The organism is Streptomyces sp. DF42 (assembly GCF_058267695.1).
Genome location: NZ_CM177859.1, coordinates 67,264 through 90,931, shown reverse-complemented (window position 1 = coordinate 90,931; position 23,668 = coordinate 67,264). Strand labels below are relative to the sequence as shown.

Annotated in this window: 24 protein-coding genes and 5 pseudogenes; 14 read left to right on the top strand and 15 right to left on the bottom strand. The window is 67.8% G+C overall.

Features of this window, described 5'->3' with window-relative positions:
* Positions 1-49: 49 nt before the first annotated feature.
* A pseudogene (locus tag ACYUED_RS00480) lies at positions 50-918 on the top strand (class III lanthionine synthetase LanKC N-terminal domain-containing protein).
* A 29-nt stretch (positions 919-947) separates the two neighbouring features.
* Here the strand turns inward: ACYUED_RS00480 and ACYUED_RS00475 are convergent.
* On the bottom strand, positions 948-1,691 hold the full coding sequence (locus ACYUED_RS00475; RefSeq protein WP_491294757.1) for a recombinase family protein: 744 nt from the start codon (positions 1,689-1,691) through the stop codon (positions 948-950).
* Positions 1,692-1,699: 8 nt separating this feature from the next.
* Here ACYUED_RS00475 and ACYUED_RS00470 point away from each other — a divergent pair.
* Positions 1,700-2,179 (top strand): annotated as a pseudogene (locus tag ACYUED_RS00470) (transposase); the annotation flags it as partial.
* A gap of 339 nt (positions 2,180-2,518) precedes the next feature.
* On the opposite strand, the gene ACYUED_RS00465 reads toward ACYUED_RS00470, so the two are convergent.
* From ACYUED_RS00465 to ACYUED_RS00450, 4 genes are all read right to left on the bottom strand, one after another.
* Positions 2,519-3,172: a hypothetical protein gene (locus ACYUED_RS00465; RefSeq protein WP_491290340.1), complete on the bottom strand. Its 654-nt coding sequence runs from the start codon at positions 3,170-3,172 to the stop codon at positions 2,519-2,521.
* Between the two features lie 1,325 nt (positions 3,173-4,497).
* Positions 4,498-4,725 carry a hypothetical protein gene (locus ACYUED_RS00460; protein ID WP_491290339.1) on the bottom strand — a complete coding sequence of 76 codons (228 nt, stop codon included), beginning with the start codon at positions 4,723-4,725 and terminating at the stop codon, positions 4,498-4,500.
* Between the two features lie 112 nt (positions 4,726-4,837).
* Entirely contained in the window at positions 4,838-4,996 is a 159-nt protein-coding gene (locus tag ACYUED_RS00455) for a hypothetical protein (RefSeq protein WP_491290338.1), read from the bottom strand.
* A 350-nt stretch (positions 4,997-5,346) separates the two neighbouring features.
* The gene (locus ACYUED_RS00450) at positions 5,347-6,459 is read right to left on the bottom strand and encodes a cupin-like domain-containing protein (protein WP_491290337.1); all 1,113 of its coding nucleotides are present in this window, start codon (positions 6,457-6,459) and stop codon (positions 5,347-5,349) included.
* A gap of 124 nt (positions 6,460-6,583) precedes the next feature.
* Here ACYUED_RS00450 and ACYUED_RS00445 point away from each other — a divergent pair, with 124 nt between their 5' ends.
* Positions 6,584-7,231, top strand: a complete 648-nt coding sequence (locus tag ACYUED_RS00445) for an enoyl-CoA hydratase/isomerase family protein (protein WP_491290336.1) — start codon at positions 6,584-6,586, stop codon at positions 7,229-7,231.
* Positions 7,232-7,267: 36 nt separating this feature from the next.
* Positions 7,268-7,888 (top strand): annotated as a pseudogene (paaA, locus tag ACYUED_RS00440) (1,2-phenylacetyl-CoA epoxidase subunit PaaA); the annotation flags it as partial.
* A 136-nt stretch (positions 7,889-8,024) separates the two neighbouring features.
* Here paaA and ACYUED_RS00435 read toward each other — a convergent pair.
* Positions 8,025-8,780 (bottom strand): class I SAM-dependent methyltransferase, encoded by a 756-nt coding sequence (locus ACYUED_RS00435; RefSeq protein ID WP_491294755.1) that lies wholly within the window; start codon positions 8,778-8,780, stop codon positions 8,025-8,027.
* Positions 8,781-9,012: 232 nt separating this feature from the next.
* Here ACYUED_RS00435 and istA point away from each other — a divergent pair, with 232 nt between their 5' ends.
* Genes istA through ACYUED_RS00420 form a run of 3 tightly spaced genes read left to right on the top strand, consistent with a single transcriptional unit; the run spans position 9,013 to position 10,810 of the window.
* A complete protein-coding gene (gene istA, locus ACYUED_RS00430; protein WP_491290335.1) occupies positions 9,013-10,023 on the top strand; it encodes an IS21 family transposase in 1,011 nt (336 codons plus the stop codon).
* Positions 10,011-10,490, top strand: coding sequence for a hypothetical protein (locus ACYUED_RS00425; RefSeq protein ID WP_491290334.1), 480 nt, complete (start codon positions 10,011-10,013; stop codon positions 10,488-10,490). The genes istA and ACYUED_RS00425 overlap by 13 nt, the downstream gene beginning before the upstream one ends.
* Positions 10,487-10,810, top strand: a complete 324-nt coding sequence (locus ACYUED_RS00420; RefSeq protein WP_491290333.1) for a transcriptional regulator — start codon at positions 10,487-10,489, stop codon at positions 10,808-10,810. Before ACYUED_RS00425 ends, ACYUED_RS00420 begins: the two co-directional genes overlap by 4 nt.
* Positions 10,811-10,859: 49 nt before the next feature.
* On the opposite strand, the gene ACYUED_RS00415 is transcribed toward ACYUED_RS00420, so the two are convergent.
* On the bottom strand, positions 10,860-11,204 hold the full coding sequence (locus tag ACYUED_RS00415; RefSeq protein ID WP_491290332.1) for a hypothetical protein: 345 nt from the start codon (positions 11,202-11,204) through the stop codon (positions 10,860-10,862).
* A 767-nt stretch (positions 11,205-11,971) separates the two neighbouring features.
* Here ACYUED_RS00415 and ACYUED_RS00410 point away from each other — a divergent pair.
* Both ACYUED_RS00410 and ACYUED_RS00405 read left to right on the top strand, forming a co-directional pair.
* Positions 11,972-12,424 carry a VOC family protein gene (locus ACYUED_RS00410; protein ID WP_491290331.1) on the top strand — a complete coding sequence of 151 codons (453 nt, stop codon included), beginning with the start codon at positions 11,972-11,974 and terminating at the stop codon, positions 12,422-12,424.
* 203 nt (positions 12,425-12,627) lie between these two features.
* Positions 12,628-13,698: a ferritin-like domain-containing protein gene (locus ACYUED_RS00405; protein WP_491290330.1), complete on the top strand. Its 1,071-nt coding sequence runs from the start codon at positions 12,628-12,630 to the stop codon at positions 13,696-13,698.
* 47 nt (positions 13,699-13,745) lie between these two features.
* Here the strand turns inward: ACYUED_RS00405 and ACYUED_RS00400 are convergent.
* The 4 genes and pseudogenes from ACYUED_RS00400 to ACYUED_RS00385 form a co-directional block, all read right to left on the bottom strand.
* Positions 13,746-14,095, bottom strand: a pseudogene (locus ACYUED_RS00400) (DEAD/DEAH box helicase); the annotation flags it as partial.
* 46 nt (positions 14,096-14,141) lie between these two features.
* Positions 14,142-15,311: an alpha/beta fold hydrolase gene (locus ACYUED_RS00395; RefSeq protein ID WP_491290329.1), complete on the bottom strand. Its 1,170-nt coding sequence runs from the start codon at positions 15,309-15,311 to the stop codon at positions 14,142-14,144.
* Positions 15,312-15,633: 322 nt separating this feature from the next.
* Entirely contained in the window at positions 15,634-15,774 is a 141-nt protein-coding gene (locus ACYUED_RS00390) for a hypothetical protein (RefSeq protein WP_491290328.1), read from the bottom strand.
* 527 nt (positions 15,775-16,301) lie between these two features.
* Positions 16,302-17,069 (bottom strand): haloacid dehalogenase type II, encoded by a 768-nt coding sequence (locus ACYUED_RS00385; protein WP_491290327.1) that lies wholly within the window; start codon positions 17,067-17,069, stop codon positions 16,302-16,304.
* 35 nt (positions 17,070-17,104) lie between these two features.
* On the opposite strand from ACYUED_RS00385, the gene ACYUED_RS00380 reads away from it, so the two are divergent.
* From ACYUED_RS00380 to ACYUED_RS00365, 4 genes are all read left to right on the top strand, one after another.
* Complete coding sequence (locus ACYUED_RS00380) at positions 17,105-17,239, top strand: hypothetical protein (RefSeq protein ID WP_491290326.1); 135 nt, start codon at positions 17,105-17,107, stop codon at positions 17,237-17,239.
* Between the two features lie 459 nt (positions 17,240-17,698).
* Positions 17,699-18,058: a zinc ribbon domain-containing protein YjdM gene (locus ACYUED_RS00375; RefSeq protein WP_491290325.1), complete on the top strand. Its 360-nt coding sequence runs from the start codon at positions 17,699-17,701 to the stop codon at positions 18,056-18,058.
* A 169-nt stretch (positions 18,059-18,227) separates the two neighbouring features.
* Entirely contained in the window at positions 18,228-18,569 is a 342-nt protein-coding gene (locus ACYUED_RS00370; protein WP_491290324.1) for an ArsR/SmtB family transcription factor, read from the top strand.
* Positions 18,566-20,311, top strand: a complete 1,746-nt coding sequence (locus ACYUED_RS00365; protein ID WP_491290323.1) for a SulP family inorganic anion transporter — start codon at positions 18,566-18,568, stop codon at positions 20,309-20,311. The genes ACYUED_RS00370 and ACYUED_RS00365 overlap by 4 nt, the downstream gene beginning before the upstream one ends.
* Positions 20,312-20,697: 386 nt before the next feature.
* On the opposite strand, the gene ACYUED_RS00360 is transcribed toward ACYUED_RS00365, so the two are convergent.
* Positions 20,698-21,324, bottom strand: a complete 627-nt coding sequence (locus tag ACYUED_RS00360; RefSeq protein WP_491290322.1) for a DUF1349 domain-containing protein — start codon at positions 21,322-21,324, stop codon at positions 20,698-20,700.
* A 150-nt stretch (positions 21,325-21,474) separates the two neighbouring features.
* On the bottom strand, positions 21,475-21,942 hold the full coding sequence (locus tag ACYUED_RS00355; RefSeq protein ID WP_491290321.1) for a hypothetical protein: 468 nt from the start codon (positions 21,940-21,942) through the stop codon (positions 21,475-21,477).
* Positions 21,943-22,007: 65 nt separating this feature from the next.
* Between ACYUED_RS00355 and ACYUED_RS00350 the strand changes: the two are divergent.
* Positions 22,008-22,718: pseudogene (locus tag ACYUED_RS00350) on the top strand (IS256 family transposase); the annotation flags it as partial.
* A gap of 199 nt (positions 22,719-22,917) precedes the next feature.
* Here ACYUED_RS00350 and ACYUED_RS00345 read toward each other — a convergent pair.
* Both ACYUED_RS00345 and ACYUED_RS00340 read right to left on the bottom strand, forming a co-directional pair.
* Entirely contained in the window at positions 22,918-23,136 is a 219-nt protein-coding gene (locus ACYUED_RS00345; RefSeq protein ID WP_491290320.1) for a BTAD domain-containing putative transcriptional regulator, read from the bottom strand.
* Between the two features lie 113 nt (positions 23,137-23,249).
* Complete coding sequence (locus tag ACYUED_RS00340) at positions 23,250-23,648, bottom strand: VOC family protein (RefSeq protein ID WP_491290319.1); 399 nt, start codon at positions 23,646-23,648, stop codon at positions 23,250-23,252.
* Positions 23,649-23,668 lie beyond the last annotated feature (20 nt).

The following is a 23,668-nucleotide window of genomic DNA, read 5'->3' as shown; positions in this document are numbered from 1 at the left end:
AACGACGACCGGCGCTCGAAGCCCTCGGTGTGACTCCTCCCCCTCATGAATGAGGGGGCTTCTCGCTATGCCGGGCTGGCGTCGCGACGGACCAGCCCGGCCCATGGCGCTCGCGGACCGGGAGTTCTACGCCCCGCGGGCAACCACCAGCGACACCGGGCAGCGGTTCACGTGCGGCGGATGGCCGGCTGTGCACCGACTGGGACATCTGGACGGTCTGGAGCCCCCGGACGTGCGACGGGCCATTCAGCAGGACTGGAAGATCCACGTGTCCGCGCGCCTCGACCGCGCTCAGGAGATCCTCGATGCGGTGGCGGACACGTACTTCGCTGAACGGGTGCCGTTCAAGCACGTCGCTGACCGGAAGTTCTTCCTGGCTCTGCATCACACACACGCCGATCGGGCACAAGCAGGCGATTCTGCGCCGTCTATCCACACGGCACCGAGGGGGCACGCCGACTCCTCGATGCTCTGTCCACCACACCGGCCGGCGAGGGAGGCCCCTACATCCTGTCCGACCGCCGCTACCGGGGCTCACGGACCGTCCACTACCGCTACGGCGCGTTCAGCCACCGGAGTCGGCTCCTCCCCGACGGCACCAGAGAACCGGTCCTCCGGGACGGCTTCGGACGTGACGTGCCGGACCTGCGCCGGCCCGCCTTCGACCTTCCCGACGGCGTCACCGACCCCTTCGTCGCCGAGGAGCCCGCACCGCACGCCGGGCCGGTCGTCATCCGGCACCACGAGTCGCCAAAGTGCTGCAGCCCAGCAACGCCGGAGGGGCATATCAGGCGGTGGACAACCGCACCGGACGCACTGTCTTCATCAAGGAAGCACGTGCCCACGACGGCTCACCTGGGACGGCGTCAGCGCACAGCAAAGACTACGCCGCGAGTACGAGGGGGATCGCCGAGGTAAGCCCAAAAGGGGCCACGGGATGATCTTGGTTACTGACCGAGGTTGCTGACGCGGTTCGCGTACTCGCGGCGTGCCTTGCGCTGGGCCGGGATCGCTGCGGCGTTATCGAGCGGCTGGCAGCGGTCGAGGAGTTGGCGGTGGACCTCCGGTACGGCGCTGACGCGCAGGGTGTAGCCCTGTCCGCGCCGTACGCTCACGCCCTGGTCGAGCACGGCGCGCTCGGCGGGCTCCAAGTCGGCCGCGTGGAGGAAGTCCGCGACCTTGCCCGGCATGTCGAGGACGACCGGCAGCTCCGGAGCTGGGACGTCCTGGTCGGCGACGTGCTCGGGCAGGAGATCGGCGACGGCCGTACGGATGGCGCCGCGGCTGACGTGGTGATCGCGGGCCAGGCCGGCGATGGACTGGCCGCCCAGGTACGCGGCGCGTACGGCGGCGGCCTTCGCCGCCGTGACGACGGGGCGGCGCCCGCCCTTGTGGCCCTTCGCCTCGGCGGCCCGCAGTCCGTCGTACGTCAGCTCGCGCTGGAGGTCGCGCTGGAGTTCGCCGGCGGCGGCGAGGGTCTGCACCATGAACTTCACGGTGGACAGCAGCTCTCCGGTGCGCGGGTGGCGGGCGGTGAGGTCCATCGCGGAGAACGCGTTGTCGTGGATGCGCAGGGCGAGGCGGTCGCGGTGCAGGACGTCGAGCACGTCGAGGATGTGCCCGGTGCCGCGTACGAGGCGGAACATCTCGGAGATGTGCACGGTGTCGCCCGGCCGCGCGTAGGTGAGCAGCTCGCCGAGGCTGGCCGAAGGGGATGCGGCTGATCGTCCGGAAGGAACGGCCGCATCCGGGAGCTCAGTTGAGGCTGACCGACGCGGACGGCCTGCGGCTCACCTGCTTCGCCACCAACACCACCGGTCAGCCGATCGCCGAACTCGAGCTCCGTCACCGGCTGCGGGCCCGCGCGGAGGACCGGATCCGGGCCGCCCGGTCCACCGGCCTGCGGAATCTGCCCCTGAAGCACACCGCCCAGAACCGCATCTGGCTGGAGATCGTGCAGATCGCGCTGGACCTGCTGGCCTGGATGCCGATGCTCGCGCTGACCGGCAAGGCCAGGCTCTGGGAGCCCCGACGTCTGCGGCTTCGCCTGTTCACCACGGCGGGACAGATCGTCACCACCGGCCGCCGGCGGATCCTCCGCCTGACCCGGCACTGGCCCTGGACCCACCACATCACCGACGCCTTCCACCGGATCGCCCAACTACCCGATCCCGGCTGACCAGTAGATGCCCCGTCCCGACGGCAGCACGACCGGCCCGGAGCAGTGGAACCCGGCGCCCACCCGAGACGACACTCGGGCCGCTGGTCTGCCCACGCTCAGCCGCAGAACGCCTGATGGTCCGCCGACTTCGTCGGCGGACCATCACGAAAGTTCGAGGCTAGCGACGGATCACCGAGCTTCCAGCCCTCACCTGACAGCCGGCTCCCCGCCTCGAGGGCACCCAGAAAGGCCAGGACCGCACCACCCCAGTCCCGTGGGACCCGGCGCAGGCCGCAGCGGCACGCGACGCCCCGCCCTCGAACTGCAGAGGACGTGCTGGGGCTGCGAGCCATTTGATCAAGGGTTGCTATGGGGCACCACGTTGGCCAGCATTGCGCGTAGGTGAAGCCTCTCAACGAACCAAATTTTGTATCCAAGCCAATATCGCGTGAGGATGTCTTTTTCTGTCTCTATACGTCCGGCCATGGCGGCGTCGTAGGATTCCACCATGTCTGCGTGTGTTCCTGCGAAGGAATTAGTCTCCCCTTCGAGGTATTTCACCAGACGGGAGAGTTTGCTGGGCGAACGGCTGTACCTGATTGCCGCCTCTTTCACCGCCTCATCGCACTCTGCTACACCGAATCCGTGCGCGAGCCAGGACAGCACAGTGGCTTTCGCGTCAGGCTGCAGTTCCCTCGTGAGTTGGCCCTCGCGTGCGTCCTCGACCACGTAGTGCCGTCCGTTCAGGCATCCCCATGTCATCGACCCGACCATCGTCAACACTGCACGATCACCGTGCTTCGTCGTGAACAGGTTGGCGATCAGAGCATCCATCGTTTCCAGCAGTGTGGCGAGGCGACCACCGCTGCACTCGTAGAGCAGGCCGAACCCGTTCGACCAAGTGCCGGTGGACAAATCGTGTTCTACATCCCCCATCGCGCCAATCGCCTGCTGGATCGCTACTGCCTCAGAGGTCTCGGCCGTCGCACCCGCCAGGTAAGTGAACGGCATCTCTGCCTCCAAGTTCAGCAGTCATCCGAGACCTGCACTGTCGTCACCGATTCGCGAAGGGGACACCGGCATGGTTGTGTCGCTGTAATTAATCCACCACAGCTCTCCTGTGACCCACTCGCGCGCGAAGCTTTCCTCCCTCGCCCCGTGAACCGTCGAACTCAACACTTGACGTGCTCGGCGGCCACCCATTCCCGGCTTCCTGCCACAACCTACGTCCACAAAATACGGAACCATCGCCACACGCTCCAGCCATATTCCGCAGTTATTGCATGTGTCGAATTCGAGAGCGGGTCTCATCACCAGATAGGCGCAGGCCACCCTCGGATCGCTGTCCCATGCCTCTAGGCCATACTTCTCGCACAGTGAACTCCATTCCGAGCGAGCTGTAACGCTGTGCGGCTTGGCCGAATTATGACGTCGAGACTGGTCGCGGGAGTAGTTTCGGGTACTCCGGCCCAGCGTACTCGCATCTCTTCCTATACGCGACAGCAGATCACCGCACTCGTCCGCCACGCTCACATTTCTGAGAGGCGTGTCGCCTTCGAATGTTTTCGGCGCCGCTTCAGGCGCCGTGTCCTCCTCCTGGCCTCGCTGCATCATCGTTAGGACCCTGTGACAGTCGGCATGGAAAACCGTTACGCTGCCCGGCCCCCAATCGCATTGCCCTTCTTCGCATTGAGGCGCAGCGGTTGTGCGCGATGTGAAACGCGGTTTCCTCAGATCGAAGTCGATGTTGGCGAGCAACTCACGCCGGTATTGTGGCTCGTTAATTGCTTTCAGCAGTCGATCCAGCGCTACTGCTCCACCCGTCCCGCCCATCCGTGCGACTGCATTTGCACCGATCTGCGATGTGGGGCGCCACCGGCTCACCTCTTCCTCAAGCCAGGTGCTAACGCCGGCCGTAGGTGCTGGTTCCCGCTCGCCCAACCATTTAGGCTGCCGCTGTAATGTCGTGAACCCTGGCCAGAAATGCTGTTCCTCTGTAGCCTCTGGTCGCCTGACAGACATTTACGCTCTCCTTCGGTGCGGTTTTCGAGCCGACCGCGACTACAGGGCCGGATACGAAACCCGTCTAATCCTGCCGGCGGTACTGCGTGGCGCAGCAGATGTCCTGGCTCGGGCGACACGGTAGCGGGGACTGGGCCTTCTCAAGGCTCGCCGCCACTCGATCATCGGATCGTTCAAACGGACCTCGTCCGGATCCAGGCCCGCCCGGCGCGTACCGGTCCTCTGCCGGCAGGCGCCACCACGCGGGCGAGACCAGCACGGCGGCCCATGCGCAGGCCTTGGGGACCAGGTCATCGAGGCCGGTGGTCGTTGGGTCACCGCTGGTGCTCGATCGGTGTGCCGTCGGCGGTCCGGGCCTTGGTCTCGGAGTCGCGGAAGGCGTACGGGGTGCGGCCGGGAAAGCCGTGCCCGTTCGGACAGGTGTGCCAGGTCTGCTTGAAGCCGGGCTCGTCCTCGACCTCCGTCTCCCACGCGGTCTCGTCGAACCACTGGGCATCGGTCGGGCAATACCACTGCTCAGGGCCGCTGTTGGCGGTGCTCACCGGTTCTCCCCTTGACCGGCTGCAGCAGAACCGTGTGCCCTACGCCCCGCCGACCTCGCCCGCGTGGCTCATCCACCCGGAGACCATCCACCCCGACCTGCGAGCCGCCAGGTCAGTCACCGGCCTTCTTGTCGAACCATCCGGACGACCGGGCGACGGTTGAGCCGGTAGTGAGGATGCCGAGAGGAACGATCGTGAACCAGATGGCACCGGCTTTCATGGCCGCGAGCAGGGCGATGGCGCCGATGGCCAGCGCCAGGAGCACGAGCATGCCCACAAGGACACGAATCTTGGAAACCAAGGAGGACTCTCCAACGTTCAACTGGGCTCTACCGACTGGACAGCGTTCGCTCCCCGTTGGACCGCCGGCGACGGTTGCCCAGCAGGGAGGCAGCAAGCTCCCTGGCGTGACACCACGGCTCCGTCAGAAAGCTCATGGGGCGAGTCTCCCAACGCTGCTTTCCAGAGGGGCCAGTAGAACTACGTAATCGCATACGTAGCTTCACCGGCCGGAACGGGGCAAAGCCGCGACCGGCCACTGTGAGCCCTCCCCAACCTCATCTGTCGGATGGGCAGTTGGACTGAGGGATGGGCGCGGCAGTTGCGCCGGGCGCGGGCCATCTATGTGGCGGGCGTTGCGCCGTGGGCTGCTTCCGGTGCCTTTGCGGGATGGGGGTCTCCCGGAAGTCGGAGGCCGCAAAGCCCGTGCTGATCATCAACCGGGCCGCGCCCCGGGGTGATTGACGCGCCGTCGCTCAGATCGAGCCCGAACTGGGACCAGCGCTCACCGCGGTGGCCGACAGGCTGGGCATCCCCGTGGACGAGGCGGCGATCGGGGTGTGAGCGAGCCCCGGTGGCCAACCGTGGCGCTGGGCGGATGAACATGGTCATACCGGGACCGGGCGGCGCTTCTTCACCGGCGGGCCGGATGACACGTGCAGTCCCCCCCCGGTTGAGCAGCCGGGAGCGGTGCAGGCTGTCGCGCAGGCGGACCTGTGTCCACAACCGCGCGACGTGCCTCCTGGAGCCGAAGAATCCGCTGAGGAGGATGCTCGCCTCGAGGTTGACGACTTCGTGCCACCAGCGGGCCGGCACGTAGAGCACATCACCCGGTTCCAGTTCGACGAAGAAGAAGTCCTCGTCGAGCGTCCCGGATTCCCTGTCGGCGGCGAGTTCCTCGATACCCACTCGGGCCAGCCGCGCCCAGGCGTCGTACTTGGTGGAGAGCGCACCGGCGCGTTCGACGGCGCCGGGGCGTGCGAGGAGGAAGCGTTTCGTCCCGGCGATCTGGACGGCGCAGTTGTCCAGCAGGTCCTGGTGGAGGCCGGTCCGGGCCCGTACCGGACCGATCCAGACGCTGCTGGAGGTGACGGTGCCGCGCGGGAGGAACGGGATGTCCTTCAGGTCGTCCCGCAGCGCCGGGAACTGTCTGAGCAGGTCGAACTCCTTCAGGTAGAGCAGATCGCCGTCCGCCGGGGTCGGTTCGGACAGGCGTTGCAGGTACGTTCCCAGTTCTGACCAGGTGAACGCGGTCGGGGTGTTCTCCCGGTTGCCCCGTACCAGCCGCACCGGCAGCGACGGGTCGAGGGAAGCGATATAGGGAAGGGTCCAGGTGCTGACGGCCGGCCAGTGCGCGGCCATCCCGCGGAAGACCGCGGGTGTGCGACGCCTCAGGTGTTCTGCCGGGCTTCTGTCCGAGGGCGGCAGAGGTCGGAAGTCGGTGTCGTACGTCACTGGGTTCGTTCCCTTCCGGCTGCCGACCCGGCGTTCCGGGCGACGCGGGTGTGTCGGTCGGCGTCGCTGACGCGCTGGCGGGCGGCTTCGCGTCGCTGCGGGAAGCGGTGACGCCGCCCGCGGAGTGAGGGCGGCGCTCATCACCGCGCGCGGCAAGAGCTTCAGCGTCGGACAGGACCTCACGGAACACGCCCGGCTGCTGAAGACCTCGCCCACCCGGGCGTTCGCGAACCTTCCCAACGACTACAACCCGCTGGTGAAGGAGCTGAACGCGCTGCCGATCCCGCTCGTCGCGGCCGTCGAGGGCAACTGTGTCGGGGCCGGACTCGGCATCGCGCTCTGCGCCGACCTGCGTGTCGCCGCCGAGAGCGCACGCTTCGCCACCGCTTTCACCGGCCTCGCACTCGCCTCCGACTCCGGGGTCGCCCGCGCCCTCGCCCGCCAGCTCGGCCCGTCACGCACCGCCGCGCTCATGCTCCTGGGCGAGCCCTTCTCCGCCTGGGACGCCCAACGCTGGGGTCTGGTCCAGCGCGTCGTGCCGGACGGCTCGGCCACGGCCGAGGGGCTGGCCGTGGCGCGCTCCCTGGCCGGCGGGCCCACCGCCGCCCACCGGGAGATCAAGGCACTGCTGAGGGGCGCGGCCGCCACCCCGCTGCCGGCGGCACTGGAACGCGAGGCCGTGATCCAGCGGCGCCTCGGCGCCACCGAGGACCACCAGGAAGCCGTCGCGGCCTTCCTCGAACGGCGCGGACCCGTCTTCCGCGGCCACTGACCCACCACCTACCGAGTACGACGGGACAGACCCACCATGAACAACCCCACAGTCACGCCTCCCGGGGCCCAAAGCCCCGAATCGGCCTTCGAGGACACCATCGGCCGGGATCAACGCATCGAACCCCGCGACTGGATGCCCGACGGCTACCGCGCCACGCTCATCCGGCAGATCGCCCAGCACGCCCACTCAGAGATCATCGGCATGCAGCCCGAGGGCGAGTGGATCACCAGGGCCCCCTCGCTGCGCCGCAAGGCGATCCTGTTCGCCAAGGTGCAGGACGAGGCCGGGCACGGGCTGTACCTCTACTCGGCGGCCGAGACCCTCGGCCGCCGAGGCACCGAGCTGACCGAGCGACTGGTCCAAGGCCGTCACAAGTACTCCTCCATCTTCAACTACCCCACCCGCACCTTCGCGGACATCGGAGTGATCGGCTGGTTCGTGGACGGCGCGGCCATCTGCAATCAGGTACCGCTGTGCCGCACCTCCTACGGCCCCTACGGCCGCGCGATGGTGCGCATCTGCAAGGAGGAGTCCTTCCACCAGCGGCAGGGTTACGAACTGCTGCTGACCATGACGCGGGGCACCGACGAGCAGCGGGCCATGGTGCAGGACGCCCTCGACCGCTGGTGGTGGCCGTCCCTGATGATGTTCGGGCGCGTCGCGGACCGTCTGATCGACGAGCACTCCTCGCCCGAGGCGTTGCGTTGACCACTTGAACCCGCACCGATGAGAGGGTGCAAGCGTCCTGCGAGCAACCGCGCGGTCCGGCCAGGGACTGAGAGTCCGGTGTTTATACCTTACTCGCGACCACCATGTAGTTCTCGGCCTCAAGATCGAACGTGCTCAGTTCCGTTTGGAGTCCGACCCGGTGCAGCTCGACTTCGAGTTCCTCGTACCGGTAGGGCCAGCAGGACAGCAGTTCCGAGCGGACAAGAACCAACCCGGTCGCATCAACTTGCGCGATCGCAATCTCGATGTGGTGCTCCTCCTCCCAATGCGGCGCAATCTCCCAGCGGTAGACCACGACGGCATCGCGACCGTTCCGGCGGACGAGTCGGTCACTGATCTCCAGCCGGGAACCTCTGGCCCTCACGAGTTCCCAAGTGCGGGATGTGAGTACCAAGTGCCCGCCGGGGCGCAGAAGCCGTGACATCGACTCCAGAGCAGCACCCCTGCCTGTCGCGCCCGCGGCATGGTGAAGCGAGTTGCCAACGCAGAACACCATGTCGAACGTGTTGTCCTGGAAATGGTCGGGCAACTCTTCCCAGTTCGCCCGTACGGCCCGGACGGATGCCGCGAACTCCTCAGACAACTCTGCAGTCCGACGAACCATCGCCTCGCTGGCGTCAGTTGCGACAACCTGCATGCCACGACCGGCGAGGCCAACCGCCAACTGTCCGGTTCCGCACGAACAGTCGAGGACGTGAGCGTTCGACGGCAGGAGATTGAGGACGTCGTCGAACGACGCAGCGAACTCGGCTGGAGGCAACTTTGCATCCGAGATGAGCCATTCGTACACCTCGGCAAGCACGTCATAGCCTGTCACAACCACTACCTCCGTCACGCGGCAGAGTCACGGTAGGACGTCAGTCCATCAGCGGAGCAAGCCGGGCACCAATGGTTTTCGCAAGGATGGCTCTGACGGTGTTTGTGGGTTGTCAGTTGTCCGTCTGAGTGGATGTCACCGGCTGGTTAGCTGGGAAGTTGTTCGTGAGAAGTAGTGTCACTCGCGGGGTTGCGGTGGCAAGGTGAATGTGCTCAGTGAAGGAGCACCGCCGATGCCGCCTGGGCAGTCGAAGGTCGAGTTGTATGCCGCGCTGCGGCGTGACGCTCGCGAGGGCATGTCGAACCGGTCGCTGGAGCGCAAGTACCGGGTGGGCTGGCGGACTGTTCAGAAGGCGCTGAGTTCGGCGTGGCCGCAACCTCGGGAACCGTACGCGCCTCGCCGTTCCAAGCTGGATCCGTTCAAGCCGGTGATCGACCAGATGCTGCTGGCTGAACTGGATGCGCCGAGGAAGCAGCGTCACACGGTGGTCCGGATCTATCGCCGGGTGATCAACGAGCACGCGATGGACGACGTGTCCTACCAGGTCGTGCGCGCCTACGTCGCCAAGCGGAAGCCGGAGATTCGGGTCGAGGCCGGCCGCGGCCCGGCGCAGGTGTTCATCGAGCAGTCGCACCTGGCCGGCGCCGAAGCCGAGGTCGACTTCGGCGAGGTCGCGGTCCGTTTGCGGGGCGAGCTGGTGAAGTGCCATTTGTTCTGCCTGCGGTTGTCGTTCTCCGGGAAGGCGGTGCACCGAGTGTTCGCCTCCGGCGGTCAGGAGGCGTTCTTCGAGGGCCACGAGCACGCTTTCAGAGTGCTGGGCGGCGTGCCGTTCGGCAAGATCCGGTATGACAACCTGAAGGCCGCGGTCGCGTCGGTGCTCGGCTTCACGCGGCGCCGGGTCGAGACCGACCGGTGGACCGCATTTCGGTCCCACCACGGCATCGAGCCGTTCTACTGCACGCCGGGAATCGAGGGCGCCCACGAGAGAGGCGGCGTCGAGGGCCAGATCGGCTGGTTTCGCCGCAACCCGGATGTTGGCGACCACGGTCGGCTGGTCCTCGCCCCAGGGGCTGCGCCCGAGGACCAGCCGGGCCACAAGGGTGAACGATCTTGCGGTGGCCGCGTCCGGCCGTGCGAACCAACCCCCGTTCCTGGCCTCCCGGCTGACAGCATTGACTTTCCTGTCTGGAAAGCCAACACTGAGCTTTCCAGACAGGAAAGTGAGGCGTCATGGACGAGCTGACACCTGAGCAGGCACGAGCCGCGCTGGACACCGTGGAACGCTCCCGCCGCCGGGTGATCGACGAGATCGACGTGCCGCGCTGGTACTGGGCGGGCCTGGCCACAGGCTGGCTCGCGCTCGGCGTGATCGCCGACCTGCATCATCCGCTGGCGACCACCCTGGCCACGCTCGCCTTCGGGGCCGCGCACTCCTCGATCGCGCCCCGGGTGGTCAACGGACGGCACCGCAACAGCCGGATGAGCGTGCGCGCTGACATCGCCGGCCCGCGGCTGGCAGTCTGGGTGCTGGGCAGTCTGGTCGCCCTGGTCGGGGTCACCATCGCCGCAGCGCTCATCCTGAACGCCGACGACGCGCGTCACCCGGTCACCGGGGCGGCCGTCCTGGCCGCGGTCATGCTCGTGCTGGGCGGGCCGCTGCTGCTGGCCGCGGCACGCCGCCGCGCCGTACGGACCGGCGCGGCATCATGACCACGCCACGGTTCGACGAGCTGATCCATCCCAGCACCCGGCTGTCCATCGTCTCCCTGCTTGCAGCCGCCGACTGGGCCGACTTCGGCTACATCCGCGACCAGCTCGGTCTGTCCGACTCCGCACTGTCCAAACAGCTATCGACGCTGGAGCAGGCGGGCTACGTCACCGTCGACCGCTCCATCAGACGCCGCGTACGCGCCCGCCTGACCACCGACGGTCGAGCCGCCTTCCAAGGCCACGTAGCCGCACTGCAGGCCATCGTGGCCACCGCGAACGCCCCGTCCACCGACTCCGTCGGCGACAGGCGACGCAACTGACCGCGGATGGTGTCCCGGACGCCACCCGCCTACAGCTCGGCAGGCTTGATCAGTCGAACACGGTTCCTGTTCGGGTGATCTCTCGGTCGTCGGGGCATAACGGCAGGGCCTCCTGGTATCTCGGGGCTGCGATCCCAACCGAGCGGTGCTCGACGCCGTACGGTGTGTGCCCGGCAGCGCAGCAGCCGGGCGCATCCGTTCCGGGGAGAGTCTGGCGGTCCACACCCAGATGCTGCGCGGCGAGGCCGATGAAGTTCTCGACCGCGTCGTGGAAGGACGTGATCGCCCGGGTGCGCAGTGGCGAGGGCTGCCCACTCTGCTCGACCCCCTCGCGGTACAGGTACCGGACACACGCGAGCCGCTGAACTGTCAGCGGATCAAGAGGCTGCGCCATTACAACTCCAGGGGATCGTCAGGTGCTTGAGGGTGTGACGGCGTGCGGAGCCCTGCCGTACGAGGCACGCGGGCACTCCTACGGCGGCCGCCGCTGCGCCCGTCGCGCTCGGGGCGGTCTCGGCATGCGGCGCCGGTGACACGGATGACACGGATGACACGGGTGAGGGGGCGAGGGACTCGGCGCGGCCGGGCCGGCAAGCCGCGGCCGTATCGGCCGTGCAGTCCGCGTCGGGCAGGCTCAACTTCGTCGTGATCCTCGCCGGCGACCTGGCTACGGCGAACTCGGCTCCTGTGGCCAGAAGTTGATGCACACCCGGCGCCTGGACGCGCTCGCCGCCGACCCTACGGCCTGCGCTTCGCCGACGCCTACGCCGCCGCCCCCGTGTGCGCGCCCTCGCGCTGCTCACTGCTGACCGGACTGCCCGGCGGGCACGCCACGGTACGGACCAACCCGTGGGGGCCGGCGGCCAAGGTGCCCTGACCGAACGGGACTTCACCTTCACCGAGGCGCTGCGGGCGCTCGGCTACCGGACCGGCGTCATCGGCAAGTGGCGCTCACCACTCGGAGGGGCGAGGTCGCCTACACGGCCGCCGCGACGCGCGAGCCAAGTGAGCCCACCGCCTGCGCAGGCCGTGCTGAGGCGCCGCCGTCCGGATCGTCGTCCGCGTCACAAATCGGGACTGCACCCGGTCAACAGTTCCACGGAGTGGTGAGCACTCCCCGGTGCACCAGCCAGGATGGCCTCGACGCAAGGACGACGAACGATGGCTTCCCACGGAGATCTCCCCGTACCTGAAGACGGTCTCCTCCTCGCGCACTTCCTGACCGTGGGCGACGTCGCGGTCTCGCGGCGGTTCTACGCCGACGTCTTCGGCGGCAAGGTGGTGATGGAGGAGAACCCGGCGATCGTAAAGGTCGCCAACAGCTGGATCATCATGAATCCCGGCGGCGGGCCCACCCCCGACAAGCCTGGCGTCACCTTGGAGGTGCCCCAGGACAGCGAGCGGGTGTCCAGCTTTCTGAACGTGCGCGTGGCCGACATGGCCACCTTCTACGCCCACGCCGTCGCCGCGGGCGCGTCCTTCCTCACCGCACCCGTCGGCCGCGCGTCCGAGTTGCGCTGCTATCTGCGTGACCCCGACGGCTACCTCATCGAGGTGGGCCAGTCCACCGGCCTACTCAGGGGGGTCCTGGCCGATCCGCCCGCGAACTCCTGACTCGGCGGATGTCACAGATCGTGGGGCCGTCCTGTCTTACCTGTTGATCGGACAGCATCGCGTACCCCGGCAGGCGGAGAGGCGCGTCGTGAAGACCGTGAGAGCCGGCGTACCCGTCCCGGCTCTCCGAGTCGGACCGAGCTCGCTCCGTGACCCCCCGAGAGCTCGTCCACCCCTTGACGACAGCGGAAATGAGCACACCCATGGAACAAGCTCAACAGGTCGACGTCGCCGCGGCGTCCGTGACCGCACGGATCGACACGCTCGACAGTCTTCGCGAGCACCTTCAGTGGGCGATAGAACTCGAACACGCCACTCTGCCGCCCTATCTCTGCGCCCTGTACTCCCTCGACCCGCACCGAAATCCGGACGCCGCCCAGGCGGTGAGCAGTGTCTTCGTCGAGGAGATGATCCATCTCGCCCTGGCGGCCAACCTCCTGAACGCGGTCGGCGGGCAGCCACGCCTGGACCCGTCGACCATGCTGCCGGGCCACCCCCGGACCCTGCCTCACGGCGACCGCTCCCTGACGCTGTCACTGGTCCCGTTCGGGGCGCAGGCTCTCGGCATGTTCCTCCGCCTGGAGAAGCCGGCTCCACCCGCCGCTCCGGCGGAAGGCGACGACTACGAGACGATCGGGCAGTTCTACGACGCCATCGAACAAGGGCTGCACCATCTGTGCGCCGAACTCGGCGAGCAAAAGGTCTTCGGCGGCGATCCGGCCCGTCAGATCACGGCCGGCCCCTTCTCCCACACCGGCGGGCAGTTGAAGCCGGTCACCGACCTCGCCTCGGCCCTCGCGACGATCGAGGAGATCGTCGAGCAGGGCGAGGGCACCGCGCGAGGCGAAGTCTGGGACGGCGACCAGGACATCTTCCACCCCGACCGAGACGAGGTCGCTCACTACTACCGGTTCGAGGAACTCGAACTGGGCCGGCGGTACCGGCGCGGCGACACCCCTGCATCCGGCCCCACCGGTGAGGCGATCGCGATCGACCCCGACGGCATCCTCCCGATGCGCCCCAACCCCCGTATGACAGAGCACCCTTCGGGTGACCCGATCCGAACCGCGCAGGAAAAGTTCAACCAGACGTACTGCACCCTGCTCGATCAACTGGAGCAGGCGTTCAACGGCAGCCCGCAGATGCTCGGGGCAGGGATGGGCACGATGTACGCGCTCAAGGCACAGGCGCAGAGCCTGCTGCAGATGCCCGACGGAGACGAGACGACGGCTGGACCGACCTTCGAGTACGTGGCACCCGACTCCCGGAGCTGAACGCCGTTCGTAGTGGCCTCGGAGTCCTTCAAGCCTCGCCGTGACCTGGACCTGTGGCTTCTCGCCCGCCGGTCGATGGCGTTGGCGAACTGCCGCAGCACCTCGCGGCGTTCGGCCACCAGGTGGTCGCCGCACAGCCACGCCGACCAGACCCGGTCCGGGGGGATGTGTCGGCCGGCCTCCGGCCCGTAGAACTCCGCGTCGATCGACGACGCGGGCAGTTCCTTCTCCGCCTTGCCCATGGTCTCGTCATCGGTCTCGGTGACGTGCAGCTCGCTGCGGTCCTGGGCAACGCTTCCGCGAACGCCGCGGCCTCTTCCACCTTCTGGTGGAAGGTCATGACCGTACGCAGGTGGTACGCCGCGGTGTGCTCGAGGAGGGCGGTCTGCAGCAGTGCCTGGACCTGACATCCATCAAGAGGCGGCAAGGTTCAACGCCCAGGGTCAGACCACCGGAGTAAGGACGCCGTCCTCATCCAGGAAGAAGCTGCCTTTGGCCAGGTCTTCCACGGTGCCGTTGTTGAGCCACTGTCGAGACATGTTGTGTACCACCTTGGCCTTGCGTTCCCAGACGATCTGATGGCTCGCGCAGGCGATGCGGAACATCAGCTTCTGATCCCCGGGAATGGCCTGGTAGAGCGCAGGCACCGAGAAGTACAGCAGGCCGAGGTCGGCTGATGTGTTCACCGTGGAATCGAGGTCCCCGTAAATGATGAGCACGGGGACGTCGGAGCCGAGGGTGCCGTCCAGCGGCACGGTGGTGGAGTTCCAGCCCCACCAGTACTGGTTCTTGACCCGCATGACGCCCTCGGGCGCCCCCGCCACGTCGGGGCCCCACGTGGCGCCGAGGGCGTCATTCTCCATGATCGCCTTCCAGACCACGTCGACCATCCCGTCCTCACGCTGCTTGTGGCAGTCCACGTCCCTGTCCCACGCGGTGGCGAAACCCGACTTGGTGGTGAGAGCCATGGGAAAACCGAATACGGAAGGGGGCGCGCTCACCGGCAGCGACACCGGTGGGTCCCATCGGGTACTGGGCTTGCTCTGCCTGCCGTTGGGCGGAAAGATCGGCGCGAGCAGGAGCAGGCTCCTGACGTTCTCCTTGTGCTGGATGGCGTACGGGCCGAGCTGCTGAGAGGCGGCTGACCAGCCGATGAGGTCGACCTTGGGCGCGCCCGTAAGGCCCTTGATGTAGGTGACGACCTTGTGCACCTCGTCCCAGTTGCTCTGGGAATTGTCCAGCTGGGAGGTGTACTGCACGGGCGTCAACGCGCCTCCTGGATGGTCTACCAAGAGGGACTTCTGGGCGGGGTTCACGTTGCGCGGGTCGTCCATCACGGGACGTGTGGATCGGCCGGATCCCTGAAGGTCCATGACGAACACGTCGTAGCCCGCGTCAGCCAGGAATTGCGCCCAGCTGTACTTGTCGTAGTCGAGATCGAAGCCGGCCAGCCCTGGCACACTGCGTCCATGGAGCATCAGGACAGGCTGGCGTGTGTGGCTTGGCTTGGTGCCGTTGCGTTCCCGCACGAAGAGCGTGGCGGGCTTGTCCTTGTTCGCCGGGATGGTCGATGTCCACGGGATATTGTGGTCGGTCAGGACTGGTGATGCCATGGCTGCGCTCCAACTGTGTCTGCCGATGGGGTGTGGGGGTGGCGGTCTGTCGGGACTGCTCGGAATCGGTCGTAAGAATCTGCGGCCTCGGCGGCCGGCGGTTTTCTGACGGCGCGTGGCACAGACCGCCGAACACGGCCGATCGCAAGATCATGTCCCGCCCGGGACGAGGCTGACATGGATGGCGGTACGGACGTGCCTCGTGCGCACCGGCGACGAGACTGCGGCGCCGGCCGCCCTTAGCCTGCGACCAACCACGCGAGGTTGTTCGCACCTACAGGAGGCGACTGCCGCGGCCGAGCCGTTCCCGCCTAATACGGTGTCAGACAACGACGACTTGCTCGACATTGTCCAGGACAGTGATGTTGACCATGACATCGAGGGGTGCGTCCCAGTCGACGTGAAGGTGGAATTCCACTCTACCGTCCCCGCCCTCGGGGTCGTGCGGACCGACATTCGTCACGTAGACGTTCGCCTCACCGAGGATGGGCCTTCCGGCTGCCCCGAACACTCCTCCGGAAAACCCCCATTGTGCTGCCTGGATAATGACCGCAGAATCTTTGTTGATGGGACCCCAGTTGAAATTCTGACGGGACCTTCCTTTACGTCCCGGTACAGAACGCGGATCGAACGAGCCATCACACACTCCCCAATCCAGTCAGAAGATGGAGACGCGCCGGTACCAGCAACCAGCTGCTTCGGATTCGCAGACCGCACCGATGCTCGGGCGCCGACCTACTTCATGGCATGGTCACCAATGACGTTGCCCGGCCTTACAGGAGACAAAGAACTCTCCGGCGTGTCCAGTGTGCGCTTGTGCACCACTTCCAGGCTCGAACAAGTGGCCGCAGGCCGCAACTTGAGGTATCTCGATCGCCTCAAGGTCGTCCTGGTGCGTGACCCAGGTTCGCCAGCGCCCAGGCTCGGATTCGGGGAGTGGACGCCACCAGGCCCGGGGGGTGCTGACGACAGACGTTGCGGCACCCCCGATCAGTCCTCCGGGCTGGTCAACGTGCGGACTCGGATGCTTCCCGCTTCCCTGGAGGGGTCCCTTGCATGCCCGTCCCCAGGGGCATGGTCGAGTTGGTCGGCCAGGCCGGCCAGATCGTCGGCGTGCAGGTCGAACCCGTCTGAGGAGGTGGGCGGGTCGCCGACGGGACGGGCGACGTAGGCGGTGCGCAGGCCGAGCCTCTGTGCTCCGCGCAGGTCCCAGGCGTGGGCGGCGACCATCAAAAGCCGATCCGGCGGTCGTCCGGAAACGGTGACGGCCAGCTGGTAGACCGCTGGGTCCGGCTTGTAGGTCCGGGCGTCTTCGGCGGACAGGGCCTGGTGCCAGCGCAGTCCGGCGTGGGCGTTGAGTCCCAACAGCGCCGTCCGGCTCGCGTTGGAGAGTCCGATCAGCGGGAACCGTTCGGCGAGTCGGGCGAGCCCTGCCACGGTGTCAGGCCACGGCGGGAGCCTGCGACCTGACAGGGCCAGCGCCGCTACGGCGGCCGGGTCGTCGACTCCGGCGGCATCGGCGACGAGCCGGGCGGCTTCCAGGTCGAGGACGTCGCTCGTGAGGTAGGGCCGGACGCCGTCGAGCATGCGACGTTGCTCGTGGTCGATGTGCTGCTGCCACAGCGCCAAAAGCTCCTCGACCCTGGGATCGTCGAGCGATGGGTCGAGTTCACGAATGCCGGCGCCGATACCGGCGGGTTCGTCGACGAGCGTGCCGAGCACGTCGAACACGACGGCATCGATCTCTGGCTCTGACATGGGAGAGGTCTCCTGGACGAAGCAGGGGCGTGAGAGTGGCCGCTAGCCGAACGCAGCGGGAAGTCACGCTGATTCCCGAACCGCACGGCCTGTGCGGCAACCGCATCAACGTCGCCAACCACCGCGCCCGCCAAGCCACAACGCACGACCGGCGCACCACCTCCGAGTAGCCTCGGAGCAGGCGACCGGCAGACGCGGCGTGGCTCCGTGTATGTCGGCCGGGCCAGGGCCGCTTGCCGATGCTTGGGGCGGAGACGGCGTCACGGTGTGGACGAACGACCGCGGCGCCGTGGTGCTGGCGCCTCCCGCACACGAGTAGGCGCTGCGCGAGGCAGTGGTATTGGCCGTGGGAGCCGCCGGCGGTCTGGTGTGGGCAGGTGGGCGTGGCGTGCGTCGGCGGCTGATGAAGCGACGCATGGCGGCATGGGGCGAAGAGCGCCTGCTCGCTGAGGATCTGGTCCGGATGCGGCTGCCGCGCCGTCTGCTCGCCTTGTGCCTACCCGGCCCGCCGACTGTCACAAGGGGCGGTCGGACGGAACTGGCGGACGCTGCGCGAGTGCGTGAGAGGCGCGAGCAGGGCGGCGCCTCGCGACCAGAAGAGGGCGCGGCGCGCCGGATACCCTGAGGGGATGATCGAGAATCCTCCATCCTGTCCGACATGCTCGTGCGAGTACACCTATGAGATGAACGCCCTGGTGGCCTGCCCCGAGTGCGGCCACGAATGGGTGCCCGCCCAAGCCGCTGCCGACGGCGCGGACACCGTCGGGGAGCGGGTCGTCAAGGACGCCGTGGGCAACGTGCTGCACGACGGCGACAGCGTGGTCGTCGTGAAGGCGCTCAAGGTCAAGGGCAGTCCCTCGGGGATCAAGGCCGGCACCAAGGTACGCGGCATCCGGTTGGTCGACGGGGTCGACGGTCATGACATCGACTGCAAGGTCGACGGATTCGGGGCGATGCAGCTGAAGTCCAGCGTGGTCAAGAAAGTCTGATCCCGCAGGGACCCCCAGGGATGGGTCATCCAAGGCGCAGCGGGATGCTGAATTGCAAAATTTCGCAATTGGTTAGATGCTGTGTTGGCTTTGCTCGCAGGTAGCCGCGGGCACAGTCTTTCGCTTCTGCCCCTCCAGGGGCGGCGGCTAGTAGGGAAGCCGAGGGACCGTGTCCGTTCCGCTGTACCAGGCCAAGGCCGAGTTCTTCCGGATGCTGGGGCATCCCGTCCGGATCCGGGTGCTGGAGCTGCTGCAGGACGGGCCGACGCCGGTGCGGGACCTGCTGGCTGCCATCGAGGTGGAGCCCTCCGGCCTGTCCCAGCAGCTGGCGGTGCTGCGCCGCTCGGGGATCGTGACCGCGGTGCGGGAGGGCTCGACCGTTGTCTACGCACTGGCCGGCGGGGACGTGGCCGACCTGATGAGGGCGGCGCGGCGGATCCTGACCGAGATGCTGGCCGGGCGGAACGAGCTGCTGGCCGAGCTGCGTGAAGACGAGGTCGCCGCGCGATGACTACGGGGTTCAGCCGGGCGCGGGCCCGGATCGTGTCGTTGCTGCCCGGCCGTGCCGATCTCGCCGAGGTGCGGCGCGATCCGCGCCGGGACCTGCTGGCCGGCCTTACCGTCGCCATCGTGGCGCTGCCGCTCGCGCTCGGCTTCGGCGTCTCCTCCGGGCTCGGCGCGGAGGCGGGCCTGGCGACCGCGGTGGTCGCGGGCGCGCTAGCCGCGATCTTCGGTGGATCGAACCTGCAGGTGTCCGGGCCGACAGGTGCCATGACGGTCGTCCTGGTGCCGATCGTCGGCCAGTACGGGCCGAGTGGCGTGCTCACCGTCGGGGTGATGGCGGGTGTCATGCTCGTCGGCCTGGCGGTGCTGCGGGCCGGGAAGTACATGCAGTACGTGCCCGCGCCGGTCGTCGAAGGCTTCACGCTGGGCATCGCCTGCGTGATCGGCCTGCAGCAGGTCCCGAACGCGCTCGGCGTGCCCAAGCCCGACGGCGACCGGGTGCTGGTGGTGACCTGGCGGGCCCTTGAGGAGTTCGTGAAGAACCCGAACTGGACGGCGGCCGGCTTCGCGGTCACGGTGGCCGCGGTCATGCTGGCCGGCGCCCGCTGGCGGCCGACCATCCCCTTCTCCATCCTCACGGTCATCGCGGCCACGGTCGTGGCCCAGGCCGCCGGGCTCGATGCGGCCCAGCCGATCGGCGACCTGCCGTCCGGGCTGCCCGCGCCCTCCCTGTCCTTCCTCGAGCTCGGCTCACTGGGCTCCCTGCTCGCTCCCGCCGTGGCGGTCGCGGCGCTCGCAGCCCTTGAGTCGCTGCTGTCGGCCTCGGTCGCCGACGGTATGACGGTCGGCCAGAAGCACGACCCGGACCGGGAGCTGTTCGGCCAGGGCCTGGCCAACATCGCCGCCCCGCTGTTCGGCGGCGTCCCGGCGACCGGCGCGATCGCCCGCACCGCAGTCAATGTCCGCACCGGTGCGGGCTCCCGGCTTGCCGCGCTCACGCATGCCGCGGTCCTCGCCGTGATCGTTTTCGCCGCCGCACCGCTGGTGTCGAAGATCCCGCTGGCCGCGCTCGCCGGGGTGCTGCTGGCCACCGCGATCCGCATGGTCGAGGTCGGCTCACTGAAGGCGATGGCGAAGGCCACCCGCTCCGACGCGCTGATCCTGGTCCTGACTGCTGCGGCGACCCTCGCACTCGACCTCGTGTACGCGGTCATCATCGGCCTGGCCGTGGCGGGCGCCCTCGCCCTGCGCGCCGTCGCCAAACAGGCCCGCTTCGACCAGGTGCCCCTCGACCGGGGCGATCACAGCGCGGAGGAGCATGCCCTGCTGGCCGAGCACATCGTCGCCTACCGCATCGACGGCCCGCTGTTCTTCGCCGCCGCCCACCGCTTCCTCCTGGAGCTGACCGAGGTCGCCGACGTCCGCGTCGTCATCCTGCGCATGTCGCGGGTGTCGACCATGGACGCCACCGGCGCCCTGGTCCTCAAGGACGCGGTTCAGAAGCTGAAGCGGCGCGGCATCGTCGTCATGACGTCCGGGATACGTCCCGGCCAGCGCCAGGTCCTCGACTCGGTGGGCGCCCTCGACCTCCTCCGGCTGGACAGCCGGGAGTACGCCACGACCCCCGAGGCGATCTGTGCCGCCCGCGACCATCTGGAGATGGCCGGCGTCCTGCCCGCCGTCCCCGCACAGAAGGCACCGAAGACGAGCCCGAAGACGACAGACGCCAGCGAGGAACCAGTCCGATGACCACCACTCCCGCACGCTCCGCATGGTCGAGGTCTCCGGCGCGGACGCGCTGTGGCTGGTGGAGGGCAGCAGCTTGTAGGGCTTCTCGAACGTGCCCGGCATGATGGCGGCTGGCGAAGCGGTTTCCGCAGCGCGGCGCACAGCCGGGTGAGGATGCGAGTTCGTAGGAGTTCGAACGAGGCTCGGCCGTACATGGCTCGCCTGAGCGTTTTTGCCCGATTCGCACGCCTTTCGACGACCCCTGAACTTCAGGGCAGAGTCAGGCCGGGCACGCGTAGGGGAGGCCTTCCTACGATGGCGGGGCGTCGCCAGCGCTGCAGCCGGGCTGCCCGCGGCCCGTCGGCTCTTGCTCCGGGCTGTGAGAGCTGCACCTGCCAGGCCCTGAGTCAGGAGCCGTCGCGCAGTTCGCGCAGACGCTCGCGGGTGAAATGGATGTCGTCGAAGGTGACCACGCAGCCGTCGCCGGTCGGCGATTGCGCCTCGAAGCCGATGGAGGCGGGCGTGGACATGTCGTCGAGAGCGAAGAAGCGGATCATCCGCCAGGTCTTGCCGTCGAGGGATGCGTGGTAGGCGAAGGCGTGATCAATCCGGGAGACGCGCAGCCATACCGTCCGGCCGTCGACAGCGAAGGCGTTGGCATCGTCCGCGACGCCGCGGGCGACTACAGAGACGATCATGGGCTGGCGGTCTGGGGAGTATTCGAAGCAGAGCTTTCCCCAGTGGCGGTCATCGATCCACAAGAGCAGCACGCCGGCGTCGAAGGTGGACTCGAAGTTGACGGTGACCCGTGCGCTGAACTGGAAATCACAGTCCGGGGGGACGCCGAGCAGGGTCGCGGCGTTGAGCATGGACTCTGCGTTGAGCTGAGAGTCCGCTCCCGGATCGATGAAGATGTCGCTATGGGCGCTCGCTGCGGCGGTCACCGTGGCGGTCGCCTCGTCGATGGTCCACGCCTCGCCGGACGACGGCGAGAGAGAGAAGGGCAGCCCGGGAACCTTGACGGAGATGGTCATGTGGTCTCCTCCTGCGGTCTGATCATTGACGATCCGTAACGCTGGTACGCAGCGTGCCTGGGGCAAGGTGTGCGGACCCTGTGTGCATCGGAGATGAGGTCGTGGAGCGTACCGCGGGAGCAATGGTCACGAGCAGTGGGTGGGCTGAGTTCAGCTTTCGCTGCGGTGGTTGAGGCTGGTCTTGGCGGTGTTGCGGATCCGCTTGGTGCGGCCCGCTTCGGCGAGGATCTTGTTCGCCTCGGTGTGCGTCGTGGCGGCGGTCGTGAGCTGCAGCCAGTTGGACGACGCGAGCAGGTCATCCGGCGGCCAGGGCAGTCCGAACGTGACGGCGCGGAAGAGTGGCCACTCCCGCAGGCGCTGAGCAAGGAAGGGGTGGTCGATTGTGGCTTGGGTCATCGGCTGCGCCCACTCCTCGTAGGCGGGACCGGGATGGAGGTCGGCGGCCTGACAGTCCAGGTGCCGCAGCACGGCGGACTGGGCCATCGTCTGGTCCGGATCGGTGAGCACGCGGCTGACCAGGTCGACGTCGTCCGCGTCGGCGGCCTGCTGCAGATGTTCGAGGCAGGCCGCGAAACGGACGTGTTCGTCCGGCTTCTGCAGGATGTCGTCGAGGTTCATGCGGCCTGCTCCCCGCGCTCGACCAGGACACCGTTCTCGAACCGCGCACCGGCGCGGACCAGGTCGGTGTCAACGCCGACGGCCACCGCGAGATCCTCGGCCTGGACGTGGCCACTGCCGAGGACGGCTCCGGCCGGCTCGCCTTCCTGCGCTCACTGATCGCCCGCGGCCTGTCCGGCGTCCAACTGGTCATCTCCGACGCCCACATGGGCCTGGTCAACGCGATCGGCGCCACCCTGCCCGGCGCCGGCTGGCAGCGATGCCGCACCCACTACGCCCGCGCACTGCTCAGCCAGGTCCCCAAGTCCGCCCAGCCGTGGGTGGCCACCTTGCTGCGGACCGTCTTCGAACAGCCCGACACCGACGCCGTCCAGGCCCAGATGCGACACGTCCTCGACGCCCTGGAGGCCAAGTTCCCCCAAGCCGCAGCCCACTTGGATGACGCCCAGGGCGACGTGCCGGCGTTCACCGCGTTCCCACGCGAGATCTGGCGGCAGATCTGGTCGAACAACCCGCAGGAACGACTCGACAAGGAGATCCGCCGCCGCACCGACGTCGTCGGCATCTTCCCCGACCGCCCCGCCCTGATCCGACTGGTCGGCGCGCTGCCGGCCGAGCAGAACGACGAGTGGACCGAGGCCGAGGCCCGCCGCTACATGGGCCTCGACCTGCTGGCCAAGGCCCGCCTCCACCCGATCGAGTCGAAAACGACGAGACCGTCCTCCCGACCGAACTCACCGCATAGCCTCAAAACGAGATCACCGAGTCGCCGTTGATACATCACTCCCACGGACGTGACCGCCTGGGCCGCGCAGCTTCCTCCACGAGTGGTGGACATACCTCATCCACGCCCCGGCGGAAAACGAGAGGCAAGCCTCATCGAGGAAGGCCCCCAGGTGCTTGTTCTCCAATCAGTGCCGTTACCTGCCGAAACCGGAATACAGCCGGACCCTCAGCGGCAGGACCGAAAGACGCTCACCGTGTTCTGGAAGCTTCGGGTTCGATGCCGAGGTCCCTGCGGCGGCGGGCATGCGTGTTGCGGAATACGTTCAGGGCTTCCGCCTGTCGCCCGCACCGGTACAAGGCCAGCGTGAGCAGTTCATGGAAGCGCGCGTCGTCCCTGGCCAGTGCCGGGTCGACGGATGCGAGCGGACCTGGATCGACTCCCGCATGCAGCCGCTGTGCCGGTCGCACTGGTAGTGGTGCGTTCCCGTGCCCCTGCTGGTGGCGCTCCTGGACTCGGCGGCCGCGTTCACCGGGAGCCCTGGGACCTCAGGTCTCCCGCGCGGGAGCGGCTGTGCGTGGCGTCAGCGTGCGAACTTTTCGATGGCCGCCGGGGTGACGGGGGTGAAGAAGTTGATGAGGTTGCCGTCGGGATCACGGAACAGCAGCGACCGGTTGCCCCAGGGCATCGTGGTGGGCTCGGTGACGAAGTCGGTGACGTAGCCGGTCAGGTTCTGGTGAACGCGGTCCACGTCGTCGACGAGGAACTCGGTGATCACGCTGTGGTTGTCCGCCGGGCGGGCAGAGCCCGGGGCGAACAGTGGGACGGTGCGGGTGCCGGCGATCGCGAGGGTGGCGCCCGCGGTGTTGAGTTCGGCGAAGTCCTCGGTGGCCCACGTCGCCCGCGCCCCTGTGGCTCGCTCATAGAACTCGACGAGGCGTGCTACGTCGCTGGTGATGATGCGGATCGAGACGAACTTCATGGGGATCTCCTTGGCTGTGC